This is a genomic window from Variovorax endophyticus, from assembly GCF_025376855.1.
Lineage (GTDB): Bacteria > Pseudomonadota > Gammaproteobacteria > Burkholderiales > Burkholderiaceae_C > Variovorax.
Genome location: NZ_JAHUTH010000002.1, coordinates 164,575 through 184,817, shown reverse-complemented (window position 1 = coordinate 184,817; position 20,243 = coordinate 164,575). Strand labels below are relative to the sequence as shown.

General features: G+C 66.7%; 25 protein-coding genes. 18 read left to right on the top strand and 7 right to left on the bottom strand.

Features of this window, described 5'->3' with window-relative positions; translation table 11 throughout:
• Positions 1-52: 52 nt before the first annotated feature.
• From KV106_RS03605 to map, 4 genes are all read left to right on the top strand, one after another.
• Positions 53-1,321, top strand: a complete 1,269-nt coding sequence (locus KV106_RS03605) for a 4-aminobutyrate--2-oxoglutarate transaminase (RefSeq protein WP_261206139.1) — start codon at positions 53-55, stop codon at positions 1,319-1,321.
• Positions 1,318-2,784 carry an NAD-dependent succinate-semialdehyde dehydrogenase gene (locus tag KV106_RS03600; protein ID WP_261206138.1) on the top strand — a complete coding sequence of 489 codons (1,467 nt, stop codon included), beginning with the start codon at positions 1,318-1,320 and terminating at the stop codon, positions 2,782-2,784. The genes KV106_RS03605 and KV106_RS03600 overlap by 4 nt, the downstream gene beginning before the upstream one ends.
• A 76-nt stretch (positions 2,785-2,860) precedes the next feature.
• Positions 2,861-3,139: a ParD-like family protein gene (locus tag KV106_RS03595; protein WP_057589954.1), complete on the top strand. Its 279-nt coding sequence runs from the start codon at positions 2,861-2,863 to the stop codon at positions 3,137-3,139.
• Positions 3,136-3,930, top strand: coding sequence for a type I methionyl aminopeptidase (gene map, locus KV106_RS03590; protein ID WP_261206136.1), 795 nt, complete (start codon positions 3,136-3,138; stop codon positions 3,928-3,930). Before KV106_RS03595 ends, map begins: the two co-directional genes overlap by 4 nt.
• Here the strand turns inward: map and KV106_RS03585 are convergent.
• Positions 3,927-5,318, bottom strand: a complete 1,392-nt coding sequence (locus tag KV106_RS03585; RefSeq protein WP_261206134.1) for a tryptophanase — start codon at positions 5,316-5,318, stop codon at positions 3,927-3,929. The genes map and KV106_RS03585 overlap by 4 nt on opposite strands.
• Positions 5,319-5,589: 271 nt before the next feature.
• Here KV106_RS03585 and KV106_RS03580 point away from each other — a divergent pair, with 271 nt between their 5' ends.
• Positions 5,590-6,048, top strand: coding sequence for an Lrp/AsnC family transcriptional regulator (locus tag KV106_RS03580; protein WP_261206571.1), 459 nt, complete (start codon positions 5,590-5,592; stop codon positions 6,046-6,048).
• A 9-nt stretch (positions 6,049-6,057) separates the two neighbouring features.
• Here KV106_RS03580 and KV106_RS03575 read toward each other — a convergent pair whose 3' ends face one another.
• Positions 6,058-6,960 carry a LysR family transcriptional regulator gene (locus KV106_RS03575; protein WP_261206132.1) on the bottom strand — a complete coding sequence of 301 codons (903 nt, stop codon included), beginning with the start codon at positions 6,958-6,960 and terminating at the stop codon, positions 6,058-6,060.
• Positions 6,961-7,068: 108 nt separating this feature from the next.
• Between KV106_RS03575 and KV106_RS03570 the strand changes: the two genes are divergently transcribed.
• A complete protein-coding gene (locus KV106_RS03570) occupies positions 7,069-7,947 on the top strand; it encodes an aldo/keto reductase family oxidoreductase (protein WP_261206131.1) in 879 nt (292 codons plus the stop codon).
• Between the two features lie 48 nt (positions 7,948-7,995).
• Here the strand turns inward: KV106_RS03570 and KV106_RS40045 are convergent, their stop codons facing one another.
• Complete coding sequence (locus KV106_RS40045; RefSeq protein WP_409976479.1) at positions 7,996-8,256, bottom strand: energy transducer TonB; 261 nt, start codon at positions 8,254-8,256, stop codon at positions 7,996-7,998.
• Between the two features lie 229 nt (positions 8,257-8,485).
• On the opposite strand from KV106_RS40045, the gene KV106_RS03565 reads away from it, so the two are divergent.
• The 9 genes from KV106_RS03565 to KV106_RS03525 all read left to right on the top strand — a co-directional run bounded on the left by KV106_RS03565 (position 8,486) and on the right by KV106_RS03525 (position 13,202).
• Positions 8,486-8,941, top strand: coding sequence for a DUF5990 family protein (locus KV106_RS03565; RefSeq protein WP_261206130.1), 456 nt, complete (start codon positions 8,486-8,488; stop codon positions 8,939-8,941).
• A 215-nt stretch (positions 8,942-9,156) separates the two neighbouring features.
• Positions 9,157-9,684 (top strand): hypothetical protein, encoded by a 528-nt coding sequence (locus tag KV106_RS03560; protein ID WP_261206129.1) that lies wholly within the window; start codon positions 9,157-9,159, stop codon positions 9,682-9,684.
• A 188-nt stretch (positions 9,685-9,872) separates the two neighbouring features.
• Positions 9,873-10,304, top strand: a complete 432-nt coding sequence (locus KV106_RS03555; protein ID WP_261206128.1) for a ribonuclease E inhibitor RraB — start codon at positions 9,873-9,875, stop codon at positions 10,302-10,304.
• 10 nt (positions 10,305-10,314) lie between these two features.
• Entirely contained in the window at positions 10,315-10,737 is a 423-nt protein-coding gene (locus KV106_RS03550; protein WP_261206127.1) for a tetratricopeptide repeat protein, read from the top strand.
• A 137-nt stretch (positions 10,738-10,874) separates the two neighbouring features.
• The gene (locus KV106_RS03545) at positions 10,875-11,273 is read left to right on the top strand and encodes an ankyrin repeat domain-containing protein (RefSeq protein WP_261206126.1); all 399 of its coding nucleotides are present in this window, start codon (positions 10,875-10,877) and stop codon (positions 11,271-11,273) included.
• A 138-nt stretch (positions 11,274-11,411) separates the two neighbouring features.
• The gene (locus tag KV106_RS03540; protein WP_261206125.1) at positions 11,412-11,861 is read left to right on the top strand and encodes a hypothetical protein; all 450 of its coding nucleotides are present in this window, start codon (positions 11,412-11,414) and stop codon (positions 11,859-11,861) included.
• A 112-nt stretch (positions 11,862-11,973) separates the two neighbouring features.
• Positions 11,974-12,306: a hypothetical protein gene (locus tag KV106_RS03535; protein ID WP_261206124.1), complete on the top strand. Its 333-nt coding sequence runs from the start codon at positions 11,974-11,976 to the stop codon at positions 12,304-12,306.
• Between the two features lie 66 nt (positions 12,307-12,372).
• A complete protein-coding gene (locus KV106_RS03530) occupies positions 12,373-12,819 on the top strand; it encodes a hypothetical protein (RefSeq protein WP_261206123.1) in 447 nt (148 codons plus the stop codon).
• Positions 12,816-13,202: a hypothetical protein gene (locus tag KV106_RS03525; RefSeq protein ID WP_261206122.1), complete on the top strand. Its 387-nt coding sequence runs from the start codon at positions 12,816-12,818 to the stop codon at positions 13,200-13,202. The genes KV106_RS03530 and KV106_RS03525 overlap by 4 nt, the downstream gene beginning before the upstream one ends.
• A gap of 107 nt (positions 13,203-13,309) precedes the next feature.
• Here the strand turns inward: KV106_RS03525 and KV106_RS03520 are convergent, their stop codons facing one another.
• From KV106_RS03520 to KV106_RS03505, 4 genes are all read right to left on the bottom strand, one after another.
• The gene (locus tag KV106_RS03520) at positions 13,310-13,801 is read right to left on the bottom strand and encodes a hypothetical protein (RefSeq protein WP_261206121.1); all 492 of its coding nucleotides are present in this window, start codon (positions 13,799-13,801) and stop codon (positions 13,310-13,312) included.
• A gap of 34 nt (positions 13,802-13,835) precedes the next feature.
• Positions 13,836-14,135, bottom strand: coding sequence for a DUF6881 domain-containing protein (locus KV106_RS03515; RefSeq protein ID WP_261206120.1), 300 nt, complete (start codon positions 14,133-14,135; stop codon positions 13,836-13,838).
• Between the two features lie 139 nt (positions 14,136-14,274).
• Positions 14,275-15,105, bottom strand: a complete 831-nt coding sequence (locus KV106_RS03510) for a helix-turn-helix transcriptional regulator (protein ID WP_057589945.1) — start codon at positions 15,103-15,105, stop codon at positions 14,275-14,277.
• A gap of 75 nt (positions 15,106-15,180) precedes the next feature.
• Complete coding sequence (locus tag KV106_RS03505; protein ID WP_261206119.1) at positions 15,181-17,328, bottom strand: PQQ-dependent dehydrogenase, methanol/ethanol family; 2,148 nt, start codon at positions 17,326-17,328, stop codon at positions 15,181-15,183.
• A 227-nt stretch (positions 17,329-17,555) separates the two neighbouring features.
• Between KV106_RS03505 and KV106_RS03500 the strand changes: the two genes are divergently transcribed.
• The 3 genes from KV106_RS03500 to KV106_RS03490 all read left to right on the top strand — a co-directional run bounded on the left by KV106_RS03500 (position 17,556) and on the right by KV106_RS03490 (position 20,191).
• Positions 17,556-19,001 carry an aldehyde dehydrogenase family protein gene (locus tag KV106_RS03500; protein ID WP_261206118.1) on the top strand — a complete coding sequence of 482 codons (1,446 nt, stop codon included), beginning with the start codon at positions 17,556-17,558 and terminating at the stop codon, positions 18,999-19,001.
• A 208-nt stretch (positions 19,002-19,209) separates the two neighbouring features.
• Positions 19,210-19,500 carry a proteophosphoglycan ppg4 gene (locus KV106_RS03495; RefSeq protein WP_261206116.1) on the top strand — a complete coding sequence of 97 codons (291 nt, stop codon included), beginning with the start codon at positions 19,210-19,212 and terminating at the stop codon, positions 19,498-19,500.
• Positions 19,501-19,516: 16 nt separating this feature from the next.
• Positions 19,517-20,191, top strand: coding sequence for a L,D-transpeptidase (locus KV106_RS03490; protein ID WP_261206115.1), 675 nt, complete (start codon positions 19,517-19,519; stop codon positions 20,189-20,191).
• Positions 20,192-20,243: the final 52 nt, after the last annotated feature.

Below are 20,243 nucleotides of genomic sequence, written 5' to 3'. Positions count from 1 at the left end.
ATTCAATCAGAACTTCCGATCGACCTCCAGCCTTTCCCGGACGCCTTCAGCCATGACCACCAACTCCGAACTCCAGACCCGCCGCCTCGCGGCCACGCCGCGAGGCGTGGGCGTGATGTGCGGCTTCTATGCCCAGCGCGCCGAGAACGCGACGCTGTGGGACATCGAGGGCCGCGAATACATCGACTTCGCCGCCGGCATCGCGGTGCTCAACACCGGCCACCGCCATCCGCGCCTGGTGGCCGCGATCCAGGAGCAGCTCGGGCGCTTCACGCACACCGCCTACCAGATCGTTCCCTACGAGAGCGTGGTGACGCTGGCCGAGCGCCTCAACGCGCTGGTGCCGATCTCCGGCCCGGTGAAGACGGCCTTCTTCACCACCGGCGCCGAGGCGCTCGAGAACGCGGTGAAGATCGCGCGCGCCCACACCGGCCGCGCCGGCGTGATCGCCTTCGGCGGTGGCTTCCATGGCCGCACGCTGATGGCGCTGGCCATGACCGGCAAGGTCGCGCCCTACAAGACCGGCTTCGGCCCGTTCCCGGCCGACGTGTTCCACGTGCCGTTCCCGAGCGCGCTGCAGGGCGTGAGCGCCGACGACTCACTGGCCGCGATCGAGAAGCTGTTCAAGACCGACATCGACCCGAAGCGCGTGGCCGCGATCGTGATCGAACCGGTGCAGGGCGAGGGCGGCTTCAACGTCGCGCCCACCGCGCTGCTGCAGGGCCTGCGCCGCATCTGCGACGCGCACGGCATCGTGCTGATCGCCGACGAGGTGCAGACCGGCTTCGCGCGCACCGGCCGGCTGTTCTCGATGCAGCACCACGGCGTGGAGCCCGACCTGATCACCATGGCCAAGAGCCTCGCGGGCGGCATGCCGCTGTCGGCCGTGGCCGGCCGCGCCGCCATCATGGACGCGCCGGCGCCTGGCGGCCTCGGCGGCACCTACGCGGGCAATCCGCTGGCGGTGGCCTCGGCGCACGCGGTGCTCGACGTGATCGCCGACGAGAAGCTCTGCGAACGCGCCGCCGCGCTGGGCGAGCGCCTGGTCGGCCGGCTGCTGAAGATCAAGGAATCGAATCCGGCGCTGGCCGAGGTGCGCGCGCAGGGCTCGATGGTCGCGGTGGAGCTGCGCGACGCGGCCACGGGCGCGCCCGACGCCGAGGCCGTGGCGCGCGTGCAGGCCAAGGCACTGGAACAGGGCCTGGTGCTGCTGAGCTGCGGCATGTACGGCAACGTGATCCGCTTCCTGTATCCGCTGACCATTCCCGACGCGCAGTTCGAACGCGCGCTGGCCATCGTCGAGGAAGCGTTCTCGGCATGAACTCCGCATCCACCCTGGGCCTGCAGCGCCCCGACCTGCTGCGCGGCGCCGGCCTGATCGACGGCCAGTGGGTCGCGGCCGACGACGGCGCCACCTTCGCCGTCAACGACCCCGCCACCGGCCGGCACCTGGCCGACGTGCCGCGGATGGGCCGCGCCGAGACCGAGCGCGCCATCGCCGGCGCCGCCGCGGCGCTGCCCGCCTGGCGCGCGCGCACCGCGCCCGAGCGCGCACGCGTGCTGCGCCGCTGGGCCGAGCTGATGCTCGCGCACCAGGACGACCTGGGCCGGCTGATGACGCTCGAGCAGGGCAAGCCGCTGGCCGAGGCGCGCGGCGAGATCGCCTACGCGGCTTCGTTCATCGAATGGTTCGCCGAGGAGGCCAAGCGCGTGGACGGCGAGGTGCTGCAGCCGCAGCGCGCCGGCCAGCGCATCGTGGTGCTCAAGCAGCCGATCGGCGTCTGCGCCGCGATCACGCCGTGGAACTTCCCGGCCGCGATGATCACGCGCAAGGTCGGCCCCGCGCTGGCCGCGGGCTGCACCATCGTCGTGAAGCCGGCCGAACTCACGCCGCTGAGCGCCTTCGCGCTGGGCGTGCTGGGGCTCGAGGCCGGCCTGCCGCCCGGCGTGCTGCAGATCGTGGCCGGCAACGCGCCCGAGATCGGCGCCGCGCTGTGCGAGAGCCCGACCGTGCGCAAGCTCAGCTTCACCGGCTCCACCGGCGTGGGCCGCGTGCTCGCGCAGCAGTGCGCGCCGACCATCAAGAAGCTCTCGCTCGAGCTCGGCGGCAATGCGCCGCTGATCGTGTTCGACGACGCCGATCTCGACCGCGCGATCGAGGGCATCGTGGCCTCCAAATTCCGCAACGCGGGCCAGACCTGCGTCTGCGCCAACCGCATCTACGTGCAGGCCGGCATCTACGACGCCGTCGCCGCGCGGCTGGTGGCCGCGGTCGAGGCGATGCGCGTGGGCAACGGCCTCGAGGCCGGCACCACGCAGGGCCCGCTGATCGACGGCCGCGCCGTCGCCAAGGTGCGCCAGCACATCGACGACGCGCTCACGCAGGGCGCGCAGCTGTGCACCGGCGGCAAGCCGCATGCGCTGGGCGGCAGCTTCTTCGAGCCCACCGTGCTGACCGGCGTGACGCAGGCCATGCGCGTGGCGCGCGAGGAGACCTTCGGGCCGCTGGCGCCGCTGTTCCGCTTCGAGACCGAGGAGGAGGTCGTCGCGATGGCCAACGATTCGGAGTTCGGCCTCGCCGCCTACCTGTTCACCGAGGACCGCCGCCGCCTCTGGCGCGTGGGCGAGCAGCTCGAGACCGGCATGGTCGGCATCAACACCGGCCTGATCTCGAACGAGGTCGCGCCCTTCGGCGGCGTGAAGCAGTCGGGCCTGGGCCGCGAGGGCTCGCGGCACGGGATCGAGGACTACCTCGAGCTCAAGTACCTCTGCCTGCAGGACTGAGCATGGCGGCGCGGCGGTTTGCCCTGATGGGAATGATGCTATATGATTTGTATACGTTTCATATAGAAGAACAACCATGGGCATCGTCAAGATCTCCGACCTCATGCACGAGAACCTGCGCGTCGCGGGCACCGCGCTGAGCCGCTCCATCAACGCGCAGGCCGAGCACTGGATGCGCATCGGCATGCTCGCCGAGCTGCATCCCGACCTCGATCACCGCGAGCTGTGCCAGCTGCTGGTGCGCGCCGAGATGGCCGGCGGGCTCGACCTCGCGATGGCCTGCGCGCCGAGCGAGCCGCATGCGCCGCGGCCATCGGGCCGCGCGGCGGGGCGGGCGGCGAAGGTCGTGCAATGAACATGGCCGTGCCCCTGAAGACGCCCGAGCAGATCGCGCTGTCGCGCAAGGCCGGGCATCTCGCGGCCGAGGTGCTGCGGATGATCGGAGCCTACGTGAAGCCCGGCGTCACCACCGGGGAGCTCGACAGCCTCTGCCATGACTACATCGTCAACGTGCAGCACGCGATCCCGGCCAACGTGGGCTACAAGGGCTTCCCGAAGACGGTATGCACCTCCGTCAACCACGTGGTCTGCCACGGCATTCCCTCGGCGCAGAAGACGCTGAAGAAGGGCGACATCGTCAACATCGACGTGGCCGTGATCAAGGACGGCTGGTTCGGCGACTGCAGCCGCATGTACTTCGTCGACGAGCCGAGCCCGCTCGCGCGCCGGCTGGTCGAGACCACCTACGAGGCCATGCGCGCCGGCATCCTGGCCGTGCGCCCGGGCGCGACGCTGGGCGACGTGGGCCATGCGATCCAGAGCGTGGCGCACCGCGAGCGTTTCAGCGTGGTGCGCGAGTACTGCGGCCACGGCATCGGGCAGATCTATCACGACGATCCGCAGGTGCTGCACTACGGCCGGCCCGGCGAAGGCCTGCGGCTCGCGCCCGGCATGGTCTTCACCATCGAGCCGATGATCAACGCGGGCCGCCGCGAGACGCGCGAGCTGCCCGACGGCTGGACCGTGGTCACGCGCGACCATTCGCTGTCGGCGCAGTGGGAGCACATGGTCGCGGTGACCGAGGACGGCTTCGAGGTGCTGACGCCCTGGCCCGAGGGCACGGGCAGCTACCCGCCCATCGGTTAGTTGTCGGCCCAGCGAAAGCGCGCCGTGAAGTTGCGCAGCAGCGCCGGCTCGTAGGTGAAGGCCATGCCGCGGATGCGCGGGGCGCGCCGGGCCACTTTGGCCAGCGCGTCGGCCACGTAGTCCATGTGGTCGTTGGTGTAGACGCGCCGCGGGATCGTGAGCCGCATCGATTCGAGCGGCGCCTCCTCCTGCAACCCGGTGGCGGGATCGCGCCCGAGCAGCAGCGAGCCGATCTCGACCGCGCGCACGCCCGCTTCGAGGTACAGCTCGCAGGCGAGCGCATGGGCCGGAAAGCTGTCGGCCGGCAGGTGCGGCAGCAGCGCGGCTGCGTCGACGAACACCGCATGCCCGCCGGTCGGGTGCTGGATCGGAATGCCCTGCGCGCGCAACCGCTCGCCGAGGTAGGCGACCTGGCCGACGCGGTAGCGCAGGTAGTCGGCATCCATGGCCTCCTCGAGGCCGACCGCGAGCGCCTCCATGTCGCGGCCGGCGAGGCCGCCGTAGGTGATGAAGCCCTCGCTGACCACGCAGCGTTCCTGCACGGCGCGAAACAGGTCCTGGTCGTCGCGGAAGCTGCAGAAGCCGCCGATGTTGACCAGCCCGTCCTTCTTCGACGACATCACCGCGATGTCGGCGCAGGCCATCATGTCGCGCACGATGTCGGGTACCTCGCGCCGGGCCTGGCCGGCCTCGCGTTCGCGGATGAACCAGGCGTTCTCCGCGAAGCGCGTGGCGTCGATCACCACCGGAATACCTGCTTCGCGCGCGAGATGCGAGGCCGCGCGCAGATTGGCCAGCGCGACCGGCTGGCCGCCGCTGGTGTTGCAGGTCACGGTGGCCACCAGCGCCACCACGTTGGCCGCGCCGTGCGTCTCGATCAGCCGCGCGAGTTCGTCGAGGTCGAAGTTGCCTTTCCAGTCGTGATACGTCGCGGTGTCCAGTGCCTCCTTCGTCAGTGCGTTGAGCGCGCGCGCGCCGGCCAGCTCGATGTGGAGCTTGGTGGTGTCGAAGTGGAAGTTCGACAGGAACACCGGCTGCTTCGCGCCGCGGCGCTTCACGAGCTCTGGGTAAAGCAGCTGCTCGGCCCCGCGGCCCTGGTGCGCGGGCACCGTGTGGCGATGGCCGAAGACCTTCTCGATGGTGTCGGCGAGCCGGTAGTAGCTGCGGCTGCCGGCATAGGCCTCGTCGGCCGCCATCATCGCGGCCCACTGGCGGTCGCTCATCGCGCCGCTGCCGCTGTCGGTCAGCAGGTCGATGAAGACGTCGTCGCTGCGCAGCAGGAAGGGATTGAGCCCCGCTTCGAGCAGGGCCTGCTCGCGGTGCGCTCGGCTGGTCATGGCGATGCGCTCGATGGTCTTGATGCGGAACGGTTCGGGGATGCGCTTCATGGGTTCTCCTGGTCGAAGCTCGGTGCGGATGGATCGGATGGCCGCCCCCGGGGCGTTCGCGAATGGCGATGCAATGCAGTTGCGCATTCGTTGCCTGTCGAGAGAAGATGTCTCGCCTGCTTCGCCCCTGGGTCGAGCTCGCAACGATTCTTTCGTCCGGCTCGTGCAATGGGTTTTCATCTCGCCTGGGGATCGCCCCTCGAAGAAGAAAAGTCCTTTCGTCATTCCAACCAAACAGGAGAACATCTTGCAACCCGTACCGCTGGACTCGATGGACACCCGCATGCTCGAGGTGCTGCAGGGCCATGGCCGCATCTCCAACCTCGAGCTCGCGGCCGCGGTCGGGCTCTCGCCCGCGCAATGCAGCCGCCGGCATCACCGGCTCGAGGAGGAGGGCGTGATCGCGCGCTACGAGGCGCGGCTGCGGCCCGCGGCCGTGGGCCTGCGCGTGATGGCCTTCGTCCACATCGCGATGGAACGCGGCCATGTGCGCGATTTCAAGCGCTTCCGACAGGCCGTGACGCAGCTGCCCGACGTGCTCGAGTGCCATTCGGTGACGGGCGACGTCGACTACGTGCTCAAGGTGATCGCGCGCGACCTCGAGGCGCTCAGCACCTTCCTGACCGAGAAGCTCTCGGCGCTGCCCGGCGTGAGCATGGTGCGTTCGAGCGTGTGCCTCGAGGAACTGAAGGGCGGCGCGGCGCTGCCGCTGGCGCAGGCCGGCGGCTGAAGCGCGACCTCAGCCGCGTCGCGACTGCACGAAGTCGACGAAGGCACGCAGCGGCGCCGGCAGCCGCTCGCGCCCCTGGTAGTAGAGAAAGGGCCCGGTGAAGGGCTGCCACCAGTCCTCGAGCACCGGCACCAGCGCGCCGCTCGCCAGTTGCGGCTGCAGCCACTCCTCGAACAGGTGGATCACGCCGATACCGGCCACCGCCGTATCGACCGCGAGCTCGACACCGCCGCCCAGGCGCACTATCAACGGCCCATCGACGTCCACCGTCACCACCTCGCCCTCGCGCTCGAATTCCCAGCCCGCCATCGCGCCGCTCGCGAAGCGCCCGCGCAGGCAGGCGTGCTGCAGCAGGTCGCGCGGATGCATGGGTCGGCCGTGCGCCGCGAGGTAGGCCGGCGAGGCCGCGGTCGCCATGCGCTGGCGGCGCGGGCCGATCGGGATCGCGATCACGTCCTGCTCGAGCCGTTCCTCGTAGCGGATGCCGGCATCGCAGCCCGCGGCCAGCACGTCGACGAAGCTCTCCTCGACCACCACCTCGAGCAGGATCTCGGGATAGGCCGCGAGAAAGGGCGGCACGATCGCCGGCAGCACCAGCCGCGACGCGCTCGCGGGCACGTTGAGCCGCAAGGTGCCCGCGGGCTTGTCGCGAAAGCCGTTGACCACGTCGAGCGCGGCCTCGACCTCGCCGAGCGCCGGCCCGAGCCGGTCGAGCAGCCGCGCGCCGGCCTCGGTGGGCACCACGCTGCGGGTGCTGCGATGCAGGAGGCGCACGCCCAGCCGTGTTTCGAGCCGGCGCACCGCCGCGCTGAGGCTGGAGGCGCTCACGCTCTGCAGCCGCGCCGCCTCGCGAAAGCCGCCCGCGCGCGCCACCGCCACGAAGACCGCCAGATCGCCGAGCTGTTCCGTCATCGCCTGTCTTTCGATTGTTCGTTTTTCCGCACGACCCGTGCGCATTGAGCCGGCTTATCGTACGCCGCTGCGGTGCCTACATTCAGCGTCAACTTGAAAGGAACCCTGATGAACCCGCTCGACACCATCTCCACCTTCCGCCTCGGCAGCCGCGACGTGAAGCGTCTCGGCTACGGCGCCATGCAGCTCGCCGGCCCCGGCGTCTATGGCCCGCCGAAGGACCGTGCCGCCGCGGTCGCGGTGCTGCGCGCCGCGCTCGAGGCCGGCGTGGACCACATCGACACCAGCGACTTCTACGGCCCGCACGTCACCAACCAGATCATCCGCGAGGCGCTGCACCCGTACCGCGACGACCTGACCATCGTCACCAAGGTCGGCGCCACGCGTGGAGCCGATGCCTCGTGGAACCTCGCGGCCTCGCCGGCCGAGCTGCGCCAGGCGGTGCACGACAACCTGCGCAACCTCGGCCTCGACGTGCTCGATGTCGTCAACATGCGCAGCATGCTGGGCGTGCACGGGCCGGCCGAAGGCTCGCTCGAGGCGCCGCTGACCGCGCTCGCCGAGCTGCGCCAGCAGGGCCTGATCCGCCACATCGGCCTGAGCAACGTGACCGCGAAGCAGGTCGACGACGGCCGGCGCATCGTGCCGATCGTCGGCGTGCAGAACATGTACAACCTCGCGAACCGCGGCGACGACGCGCTGGTCGAGAAGCTGGCGCGCGAGGGCATTGCCTATGTGCCCTTCTTCCCGCTCGGGGGCTTCACGCCGCTGCAGTCGGGGGTGCTGTCGGAGGTGGCGGGTGAACTCGGGGCCACGCCGATGCAGGTGGCGCTGGCCTGGCTGCTGCAGCGCTCGCCGAACCTGCTGCTGATCCCGGGGACTTCGTCGCTGGGGCATCTGCGGGAGAACCTGGCGGCGGCCGGGCTGAAGTTGCCGGCCGAGGCTGTGGCGCGGCTGGACACCATTGGCGCTGGGGCAAGGCACTGAAGGACGGGCGTCGATGCCTGCTCTGTGTTCCAGAAAAGTCAAAGACCTCTATTGGTTGTGGAACACGAACGGCCGACGACATCCTCGCCCATCCTTTCGCAATGGAAAGTAGACAGACGGTGCCCAGGTGGTCACCGATTCCTCGAACATGCCCTGGGGGCTCGATGCGATCACCCGTATGTTGGTCATTCGTCCATCGGCCACGTCATGTTCCAGGATGACCCAGCCATCCTGCCGGGCTTCGCGGGCCGCTCGCGGAAAGACAAGTGTGGGAAATATGGGCGTTCCCAAGTCTCGACACACGGACATGAAGGGGCTTGGGATCGCGGGCATGGCCTCCGGCGGAGGTTTTGCACCGGACGCACAACCGCCCAGCACGGCGAGCAAAGCCAGGGCGTGAATCAGTCTTGTCATGGGAGGCGGACGAGCATTCCGGGTGCTCGAGTCTTTTGGGGAGATCGGGGATTCTGTCTCGACGATGTTCGATGTGCCAATCTCGCGCGCGCCAGCGCCGAGGTCGCCTCTAAACTGCAGCCCCATGCGGACCGACCACCGAGCAAACCTCCAACTCATTCTCACGCTGCAGTCGCCGCTGCCGGGCGTCGACTTTGCCGTGCAGCGCGGGCGCAATGAGTTGGTGAGGCCATTCCTCGCGACTGCGGACTCGGTGTCTCTCGCCATCACGCTGACACTTGGCCCCTCACTCGCCGATGGTTCTCCCAACTTCCGGGGCCCTTTCGCGCAAGGCACGCCCGCAGATCGATTCGTGTACGTGAACTCTGGGTTGTCCGCGGGGCAGACGGGAACGCCGTGGCAGCGAAGGGCGAAGATCAAGCTGGCCGATATTCCGATCGCGCTGGTGGAGCGCGCAGCGGGCGACCCGAATGCCGCGATCGAGGCATGCATCGAAGGAACTATGAAGGATGGGGGGCCGGTGTGCGCGAGTGTTCGGGCGCCGCAGATTTCTTGGCAAGTGGTGATGCGGTCGGATTGAGCCGATGAAAGGGCTTCGAGAACATGTTCTTTGGGCGTGACGGGCTGGAGTCTTCTCGATGAAGGATTTCGCTTCGGTCGGGTTCGCGGATGGGCCTCGGTGGCCGCCACGCGCTCGATGCCGATCATCGACAGGCAGGCCGAGGTAGGCCTGGCACGAATGGGTACGATCGGCCGGAAGCAGACTCGGACGACAGTTTCACGCAGGAAGATGGAATGATCCACGAATTTAGAGAAGCGATCTCAAGCAGCGGGATGCTCACAGATGTCGAGGTGCGCGAGGACATCGTCGTTGGCCGGGCTCGAGTGTTGGCGGCGCAAGCCGACGTTTGGGTCAACGTCGATCCTGAACTCGAGGACGGGGGAGCGCCGGACGCTAAAGTTCTGCTGCACCGCATCGACCAGATACTCGGCGTCTCGCCAACGCAGTGGGGCCTGATCATCGACCAGATCGTTGGCGAAATCGAAGCGGCCGTCGGTGACGAGCCGGTGAAGGAATCCACCAGCCTGCGATCCGACCTGGTCTTGAAGTCGGTCGTCGTGTTCGCCGAAGCGACACTTCTGCGCTTCGAAGCTCCACGTCAGTTCCCCGATAGCTGGATCCATGCTCAGCTCGACGAACAACTCGGTCTCGATGACCTTGCAATCGCAGAGCGGGATGTGGATGCAGAAACGATGTCGTTCGATACCGTCGATGATCTGCTGGACCATGTCAGCAAGGACAACACGTCGCGAGAACCGTAGAAACGAGATCTCTTCGACGGCGATCCGGTGGTCTTCGGTCTCATGCTCCGAGCTGTGGATGCTCGACAGGATCCCATATTTCGGTGGTCGAGGCATACCGCGCTTCTCAAGGAAGCAGACCGCAACTAGCATCCGTCCTGCAGGTCGCTTGCGGCCACAACCCGACATCGGGATCAATCATGCGGAACATGAATCGACGCTTTTCTATCGTGTTCACTGTTGCTCTAGCTGCTGCCGTTCCAACGGGATCAGAATTCGCGATAGCCCAAACAAAACGGCAAATTTCGCGCAGTCAACTTGACGCGATGTTCTCGCAGATGCGTGCCAAGACGCCCTGGAACGTCGATGGCCCACTGCTTTGGGGTTACTTTTTTCTCGATGGTTCTCGAGTGAAGCTTGAGTTGGCCGCCTCCGAGCTCACAAGCAAAGGCTATCGCGTAGTCGGCATCGAGCCGGCGGATGTTGGACGTTACCGACTACACGTTGAGCGAATCGAGGTCCATTCGCCGGCATCGCTGGACTCTCGAAATCAGGAACTCTACGCACTTGCCGAGCGACTCGAAATCGCCTCCTACGATGGTATGGATGTTGGGCCCGTAGGTCCGCCCACAAGAAAGTAACGCTCTGACCATGTCTGCCGCGGACGTATCCACGACAACGGTACGACCGGCTACAGTCGGCCAGGGCCTGCACAAGCAGGCAATCATCACGTTCAACGAAGCTTGGAAACTGGTGCCAGAACCGGCAACCGAATGGGAGGCCAGTACTTGGGTGCTGGCTGCGATCGGAGATGCCGCCTTCGCGCGTGGCTTCTGGACATCTGGGTTTGACGCATTTCACTATGCATTACGGGGTTCGGCTGGCGCGACTAACCCATTCGTCTTGCTTTGTTTAGGTCAATGCCAGTTTGAGCTAGAGCTACTTGATGAGGTTGCCGACAGTCTGGCAAAGGCATACATGCTTGAGGGTCGGGAAATTTTTGCTCGCGAGAACCTGAAGTACTTCGGTTTCCTTCAGACCCGAATAGAGCCGCCACTTTCGGGTCAGTGTTGACTTCAGCCGGCCATGTGCGGACATTTGAGGAGCACTATGACCAAGTTAAAAAAAGACCTTTGGACGACTTGCAAGAAGGGCCCGCTAACGCAATCAACATCAGGCTGCATCCAGACAGTACCAGAAGGTGAAGCCCAATGAGCGCCCACCACGATTCACAAGACTATGCTCGCCTCTACTACCTTGCCAAAAGAGGCGAGACGGGAGAGCTTCTCGCCTTTCTCGCAAACTTGCGAGGAAAGCACATCGATGATGAGGCTGAGGGCTGGGCGTTGGTCTCTGCGGCTGAAGCAAATCAATTGGCAACGGTCGCCGCGTTGCTGGATCGCGGCGTAAGCCCAAACAGGATCGGCAACCGCAGTCACATTCAACCGCTTTGGAAGGCCGCAAAGCGCGGCCACCTGGAAGTCGTCAAATTGCTAGTTGCCAAAGGGGCTGATGTGTCCTTTTCTTGCGATGAAGGCATGACCGCTCGGGACTATGCGAGTCGGTACTCGCACCATGAGGTCGAAGATTATCTGGCGTCCATAAGCTAGGCGCGCTCCAAGGACCGCTTTGGAGAAGTGCCGACCGGCCGTTTTGGGCGTTTTTGCGACGGCTGTGCGCGTGGCGACGGTCGGCCAAAGCCGGCCGTTCATCGCGCCGCCCCACCATGCACTTTCGTAAAAGCCACGATGCTAGAACGACCACTCCATGACGCCATCTCAGCCAGGCTGTTGTCCGAGTTGCAGCAACTCGAGCAATCGGGTGACCTAGTCATTGCTCATCATGCGCCATCGATGCTTGCCGACCGGCTGAGCGATGCCATCGTCCAGCAATGGGCGAACGAGTTCTTCGAGGAACCGCCGCCCGAAGTGGTCATTGAGACGAGCTTGCGTTCATCAGCGCGCCTGCTGATCCAGCACTTCGGAATGGACGAAGCAGGCGCGTGTTCTGTTGCGAGAGGGTTCATGGACCGACTAGCATCGACGCGGACGCTTCGAGAAGTAGCGGAGCTCGTGACTCATCAAGGCGCGCAAGACGTTGCAGATGGCGCCTATTTCTGCGTTCATCTTGATAAGGGCGAGTATTACAGCCCAGGCTACTTGGATTGGCGGAAAGCACGGTACTCCAGGCGCAAGTGACCGAATCGGAGGGAAGTCGGAGTACGGCCAGGACCGGACACTCACCGGACCCTCGGAATTCGCGACAAAGGCGACTTTCTATACGCGTAGACCGAATACTCATTGAGACCTGATGAGCCGCTATCAAGACAAGCCGTTCCTGCGATTCTTGGACAGCTACGTTCTCGACGCAATTGACCAACTCAGTGACGACCAGCGTCGAGGGCTCGAGGAGCTTCGGCCGATGCTGGCGAAGTCACTTGGCCTCGATGGCACTTGGCAGGAAATCGTAAGCGCCGCGATGGAGTTTCCTGAATCGATGCCCGAATCCATCCGTCGAATATGGGGCGCCTATCTGGACGCGGCACGCGCCGCCCAGAACCCTGTTGACCCGAACGAATTCGTCGCAGAGTTCATCGGCGCAAACTTTCCAGACATCGCGCCCCCGTCGCGCGATGTCCACTAGTCAGCTCCCGGCCACAACCAGTCGTTCGCTGCAAGGGCACAATCCGGTCAGGAGTGAAGAGTCACTATGGACGAAGTAGAAGCGCTGTCGAAGACCATCGAGATGGGACGCCCACGCTGGGGCGCCATCCTGCCAACGCTCTGGTGGAGTCTTGAGGACAGCGAATGGCATGTGACTTTTAGCTCTGAAGTGACATTCCGATTTCGCCAGAGCGACGGCCAATTTGTTGACGATACCGATGGTTTGGATGCGATAACTGCCTTTCGCATCGCCAGAAATCACGCCCTACAAGAAGAGGCGCGATGGGCCCCTGCTATTTCTATCAGCCGGAAGACTGGCGAATGGCATGTCGGTGCTCGGCAGTCACAACTCGGCGGCCAGATCTCCATCGTCGTTAGGAATGATGGCTCCATAAAGACGATGTCCGTCAACCCAAAAATTGGGACAACTGGCAGCCAACAGCGGTCGTCCAACACAGGCTGTCAATTAAGCCAAGAATCGCAACTTCGATGAGTCACCTCACCATTTTGAGCATCAACTGGCTTTCGGATGGCGAGGACGCCGACGTTACGCTTTCCAGCGATGTGGCCACGGTGGTGGCCTTCTGCTTTCAGTGCTCTTACAAGGTTGGCCAAACAGTTCCCAACCTGCTGCATCCAGTCATGGTTGACGAACTGGAGTCTCCGTACCTGCAAGACTGGCCGACAGATGAAAAGGCGCTTGCTGGTGCAGAACGGCTGGAATGCCACGGGAGCTACGGGTATCGCGGTTGCGGTGAAGTAGTCGATCAAGCTGAGGGCCTGGTCCAAGCGTGCGGCTTCGTCTTCGACTTCGGGGATGTTCCGGCTGGTGCAGAAATTGTTCGATTTCAGTTTGACCGGCTGGACCTTTGGTGAGCACAAGTGTGAGCAGACAAACGACTGCTTTCGAGAACAGCGAACTTCGGCTCAGGGCCCATTTCAGTCTCTCGCCTTGCCCCAGAGCAGTCGTTCGCCGCTGGCATCTAGGGGCGCCGTCCACTTGCGCCTGCTGCCTCCGAGAACACATTCCAGTAGGCAGCAAGGTAGGAGTTCTTTTGAGAGAGTTGCTCAATCCGCTCTAAGACGCTCCGGTCCAATCTGACTCTGTCCCAGAAAGGCGTGACTCGAGTTCGCGCGTCTTCAAACGCACCCTTCTTGGCGGAGCAGTTGAAGCCACAAAAAAAGTAGATCCTGTGCAGGGCCTCGCCAATAACGTTGTCGTCGGTGTCCGAAAGGGCATTGATCAGCGCGTCACTTTCGTCGGCCTTAGATGGATGAAGGATGCTGGCCAGGCATCCGCGCCAGCTCGCCGGCTTTGTCTTCGCAGAGAGGAACAACATTGCGCGCTCTTCTGCGTCCAGCCTGGAGAGAAGTCCTTCACCGTCTTTGTAGGCGTACTCGCCCCAGGCCATTGAGTCCCGATCGGACTTCGTCAAGAGAGCATCGAGCTCGGCAAATGCGTCGGTGTGCTGCATTGGATGTCAGATTCTGGCCGCATTCTGCCTTCCATCACTGATTCGCACGCCGCGCATGTTCGAGCCACATCGCCTCGAACTCATCTTCTGTGATGGCTGAACCTTCGAACTGAGAGTCTTGGTTGATTTCGTCTAGCGGAGGCACCGCACCGATGCCGAGACGCGTTCGCGGAGTTTCACGGCCGCCATCCGCAGCATCGACGGTGCCGTCTCGGAAGAACTCCAGCTTGCGCAACTCGGAACGATCCACGTCAAGCTCAGACACCAACCGGACGGGCTCCTCATCGAATTGGTGCTTCCAAAGCACATCGATGTACTGCTTGGAGGGGTTCACTGAGAGTCGCTCATGGTTGTCTGGTGCTGGCCGAATTCTGGCGCTCGACCGCGCCCAGGTTCACCTCGATCAGCGAGCCGCGAAGTCGAACTTCAGCTGGCAGGTATGGCCGCATCACGGTGATGCCGCGCAGCTTTCCTCAGTGCGCCCGCGTCCCCGACATCAAATTCACCAACCGCGCCGTGGAACTCACCCCCAGCTTGCTCCGCGCACTGCGCAACTGATGATCCACGGTGGAGAACGACCGATTGAGCCGCCGCGCAATCTCCTTGTAGCTCAGCCCGTCGACCGCCAGCCGCGCCACGGTGCGCTCGGCCGGCGTCAGGCTCTCGAGCAGGTCGATCGCATCGCCGCCATGCACCGGCCGACCCACGTCCCGCTGCGCACCGCTGGCCACGCGCTGCGCCGCACTCATCACCGGCCCCAGCACCACCGCAGCGATCTCCTCGAAGCGCGCCCAGCGCTCGTCGCGCGCCGGCTCGCAGGCATCCATCCAGTCGACGCACATCAGCCCCAGCGGGCGCGTGCGGTCCATGATCGGCGCGGCCATCTTCACGCGCGTGCCCATGCGCAGCAACTCGGCGCGCGTGCCGTGGCCAAGCCGGCGCTCCTGCTCGACGTCGCGCAGCACCACCACGCCGTGCGCGTGCCAGACGGTCTGCACGCCGCAGTCGGCGGCGTCGATGGCGAGGCCGATGACCGAGGGCACGTCGCGGTCGCGGCGCAAGGCCTCGGCCTGGGGGCGGTAGCAGGCTTCGTCGGGGCGGCCGAAGCCGCAGTCGACGCGGTCGGCGTCGAAGGCCTCGCGCAGCCAGCCGGCGGCGAAGCGCCAGCAGTCGTCGGGTTCGTCGAGATGCAGCAGGAGGTGCGCGGCCAGGTCGCGCGCGGGCCGCCAGCGCAGGGCGCCATGGCCATCCAGCAGGCTTCGGCGCAACTGGCGTTGCGCGGCCATCAGCTCTTCGTCGTTCATGCGCCCATCTCCGACTGCACATCCAGGTCGGCCGGATGATAGCCAGTCCGGGCAGGGCGTCGGCATGGGGTTTGCCTACTTGGCGGCCGGCCGGGCGGCCGCGATCTCCGCGCTGAGGTCGTGGGTGCGCTTGATGACGTACTGGTGCAGCAGCTGCATGTCCTCGGGCTTGAGCACGCCCGCGAAACCCGGCATGCCGCGGTTGATGCGCGCGCCGCTGACGGTGGCCGCGAACAGCTCGTGCTGCTCGGGCTTCATGTAGCGCAGGTCGGGGACGACGCCGCCGCTGACGGCATTGAGGCCGTGACAGGAGCCGCACAGGCCGTTGAACATGAGGCGCGCCTGCTTGATCTGCTCGGCCGACGCGGTGAGCGGCGGCACGTCGGCGGCGCGCGGCAGCGCGGGCGCGAGCTTGGCGGGCGGCAGCTTCTGGCTGGCGCCGAGCTTGAAGGTCACGACGCGCGCCTCGGGCCGCACGCGGGCGCTCAGCGAAATGGGGCCGGTGATGTGCGGGAAGGCGCCGCCCCAGCCGACCATGAAGCTCACGTACTGCTCGCCGTCGACCTCGTAGCTGATCGGGCCGGCCATGGCGCCGCTGTTGACGGGGCTCTGCCAGAGCTGCTTGCCGTTGTCGGCCGCATAGGCCACGGCGCGGCCGTCGGCCGTGCCCTGGAACACGAGGTTGCCCGCGGTGCTCAGGGTGCCGCCGTTCCAGGCGCTGGCGTAGTCGTGCGACCACGCGGCCTTCTGGCGCACCGGGTCCCAGGCCAGCAGGCGGCCCTTCCAGGCGCCGCGGATCTGGGCCTCGATCTTCGGGTCCTCGGGCAGCTCGGGCACCTCCAGCCCGAGGTTGACCACCGACTTGGTCGGCAGGAACAGCGGCTCCTTCTGCGCCTCGAGCTCGGCCATGGTCTCCTGCGCGGGCAGATAGACGAGGCCGGTCTTCGGGTTGAAGGACATCGGGTGCCAGTTGTGGCCGCCCAGGAAGGCCGGGATCACGAGCTTCTTCTGCTCGCCAGGCCCGTAGTTGCCGGCGCCGGTCTCCACGGGCCGGCCGGTCTTCAGGTCGATGTGCGAGGCCCAGTTGACCGGCACGTAGTTCTTCGCCGAGATCAGCTTGCCGTCGGTGCGGTCGAGCACGTAGAAGAAGCCGTTCTTTGGCGCCTGCATCAGCACCTTGCGCAGCTTGCCGTCGATGCGCAGGTCGGCCAGCACGATGTGCTGCGTTGCGGTGTAGTCCCAGCGGTCGGCGGGCGTGGTCTGGTAGTGCCAGACGTAGTCGCCGGTGTCGGGGTCGAGCGCGACGATCGACGACAGGAACAGGTTGTCGCCCTTGCCCTCGCTGCGGAACTGGTAGTTCCAGGGCGACCCGTTGCCGGTCCCGATGTACAGCAGGTTGAGCTCGGGGTCGTAGGCCATCGAGTCCCAGGCCGTGCCGCCGCCGCCCCACTTGACCCAGCCGTTGCCCGACCAGGTCTTCATCGCCATGGCCATGGCCTTGTTCTCGGGCGGCTGGGCCGGGTCGCCGGGCACGGTGAAGAAGCGCCAGGCCTGCTGGCCGGTCTCGGCGTCGTAGGCCGTGACGTAGCCGCGCACGCCGAACTCGGCGCCGCCGTTGCCGATCAGCACCTTGCCCTTCACGATGCGCGGCGCGCCGGTGATGGTGTAGCTCTTGGTCTTGTCGAGCACGGTGTCGACCGACCAGACCTGCTCGCCAGTGCGCGCGTCGAGCGCGATCAGCCGGCCGTCGAAGGCGCCGACGTAGACCCGGCCCTTCCACACGGCCACGCCGCGGTTGACCACGTCGCAGCAGCCCTGGCTCAGCGATTCGGCATTGACCTTCGGGTCGTGGCGCCACAGCAGCTTGCCGGTGCGCGCGTCGAGCGCGTAGACGATGCTCTCGGCGCCGGTGGTGTACATCACGCCGTCGACCACGATCGGCGTGGCCTCCACGCCGCGGTCGACATCGAGCTTGTAGGTCCAGGCCATGCCGAGCTTGCCGACGTTGCGGTCGTTGATCTTCGCGAGCGGGCTGAAGCGCTGCTCGTCGTAGGTGCGGCCGTGGCTCATCCAGTTGCCCGGCTCGCGATCGGCCGCGGCGATGCGCGCGCCGTCCACGGCCTGGGCCGCGGCCGCGCCGGCGAGGGCGCAGCCGGCCAGCAGCAGTGCGAGGCGCGCAGGCGAGCGGAGGCCGGTGAGAGCGGGCGGAAGGCGGTGAGGCATCGTGTCTCCTGGTTTCTTGTCGGTTGTTGTGAGGGGGCCGGGGCCGGCGAGGGCAGGGCAGCGGCCCCCGGGATTCTGGAAAGCGCTCGCTCGCCTGGCTATCGCGAGCTTTCGCGATAGGGTTTGCCGCAGGGGGCGGCGCGCCGGGCCCTGGGGAAGACCCCGGGATTACCCCGTCGCGAATGTTCGCGATGCCATGAAGGCGGCGGGCTCGCAGACTGCGCCCCATGAGCCTTCAAACCTACCCCAATACCGTCGACAACCGTCCGGTCACGTCGGAGCGCAGCTTCGAATCGAAGAACCCCGCCACCGGCGAGGCCATCGGCCTCGTGCCGCATTCCACGGCCGAGCAGGTCGAGCAGGCCGTGCGCGCGGCGCGCAAGGCGCAGCCGGCCTGGGCCGCGCGCCCCGACGCCGAGCGCCGCGCGCTGCTGATGAAGGTGGCCGAGGTGCTGCATGGCAATGCCGAGTACCTGGCCGGCTGGGTCACGCGCGAGCAGGGCAAGCCGCTGGGCGGTGTCGGCCCGACCGAGGTGCCGGGCGCGCGCTTCGAGCTGTTCGGCTGCGAGGCCTGGACCCAGGTGCCGGCCAGCCTCGATATGCCGGTGGACGTGGTGTTCGAGGACGCCACGCGCCGCGACGAGATGCACCGCAAGCCCTTCGGCGTGATCGCGGCGATCGCGCCGTGGAACTGGCCGCTGCTGATCGCCATCTGGCAGATCGTGCCCTCGCTGCGCGCGGGCAACACGGTGGTCATCAAGCCCTCGGAATACACCAGCATCGGCACGCTCGAGATGGTGCGGCTGATCGCCGAGGTGCTGCCGCCCGGCGTGCTCAACACCGTGAGCGGCACCGGCGAGGTCGGCGGCTGGCTGGTCGAGAACCCCGACGTCGACAAGATCATGTTCACCGGCTCGAGCGCCACCGGTGCGAAGATCGCGGCCGCCGCGGCGCGCAACCTCACGCCCACCACGATCGAGCTCGGCGGCAACGACGCGGCCATCGTGCTGCCCGATGCCGACCCGAAGGCCATCGCCATGGACCTGTTCTGGGGCGCCTTCCTCAACATGGGCCAGACCTGCGCCTGCGCCAAGCGGCTGTACGTGCCCGATGCGCTGCACGACGCGGTGGTGGCCGAGCTCAAGGCGATCGCCGAGGCGATGCCGATGGGTGACGGCGCGCAGCCCGGCATCGCGATGGGCCCGATCCAGAACCGCATGCAGTTCGACAAGGTGCGCCGGCTGGTCGACGAGGCACGCGCCGGCGGCGCGACCATCGTCTGCGGCGGCGAGCCGAGCGCGGGCGCTGGCAACTTCTATCCGCTCACGCTGGTCACCGACATCGCGGACGGCGCGAGCCTGGTCGACGAGGAGCAGTTCGGCCCGGTGCTGCCGGTGATCCGCTACCGCGACATCGACGACGCGATCGCGCAGGCCAACCGCGTCGACGTGGGCCTGGGCGCTTCGGTCTGGGGCACCGACATCGAGCAGGCGCGCGCCGTTGCGTCGCGCATCGAGGCCGGCACCGTGTGGATCAACCAGCACGGCGCGATCCATCCGATGGTGCCCTTCGGCGGCGTCAAGGGTTCGGGCTGGGGCCTGGAGTTCGGCATCGACGGGCTCAAGGCGGTCACGCAGCCGCAGGTCATCAGCTTGAAGAAGAAGCCGCAGTAGCCAACGCCATCGAATGGCATTTGCCGGCACGGGCCGGGCGTCGAGCACGCCCGGCCCGTGTCGTTTTCGGGTGTCGCGCTCCTACAGGAGGCCGGGCCGCGAACTGACCTGGCGATTTTTCGTGGGCCCTAAGTTGAAACCAGTCGGGCAAACGGTCCGGCGGATCCCCAACCTTCCGGCATTGCCGGATCCCTCAAGGAGCATCGTCATGAATCGCACGTCCCATCTGATCGCAGCCCTCGCCTTCACCGCCGCCGGCGCCGCCTTCGCGCAGGGCAACCCGCCCACCACCGCGCCGCCGAACCCCGCCACCGCGGCCGGCCAGCAGAACCCCGCGGGCGGCCCGATGGGCACGACCGGCACCACGCCCCAGAACAACACCATGGCCGCCACCCCGGCACCGGCTCCGATGCGCGGCGCCGCGATGTCGCAGGATTCGGGCAGCAGCAACATGGCCGCCGCCCAGCCGATGCGTCCGGCGCGCGCCGACCGCAACTGAGGCCGCGGCTTCAGTGATGAAGACCGGCATCCCGTTTCCGCGGGCGGCGGCGGCAGCGCTGCTGCTCGCGAGCGCGGCGGCGCTTGCCGCCCCGCCCGCGATGCCCGCGGCCCCGCTGACGGCCGATGCCCAGCGCATCGCCCAGGCCGCGGTCGCGGCGCGCGACAACGCGGGCGGCGCCTTCGCGGTGGTCGACAAGAAGGCCGCGAGCGTCTTCGTCTTCGACGCGAAGGGCACGCTGCTCGGCGCGTCGCCGGTGCTGCTGGGCCTCGCGCGCGGCGACGATTCGGTGCCGGGCATCGGCGAGCGTCCCATGGCCAAGATCCGCCCGCACGAACGCACCACGCCGGCCGGGCGCTTCGCTTCCGAGCCGGGGCGCAACACGGGTGGCGAGGACATCGTCTGGGTCGACTACGACGCCGCTATCTCCATGCACCGCGTGCGCACCACCAACAAGGCCGACCGCCGGCTCGAGCGGCTTGCCTCGCCCACCATCGCCGACAACCGCATCTCGTACGGGTGCATCAACGTGCCCGCGGCCTTCTACGACGCCTACGTGAAGCCCGCGCTGGGGCAGCGCCGGGGCGTGGTCTACGTGGTGCCCGAGTCCTCGCCGATCGCCGCGCATTTCGACTTCATGAATCCCGCACGCGATGCGCGCGCGCCGTCGGCCGCGCGGCCGGCGCTGTAGCTCCGCGCGACGAGCTTCGCCGGTCTCCTGCGACACAATGCCGGCGTGCCCG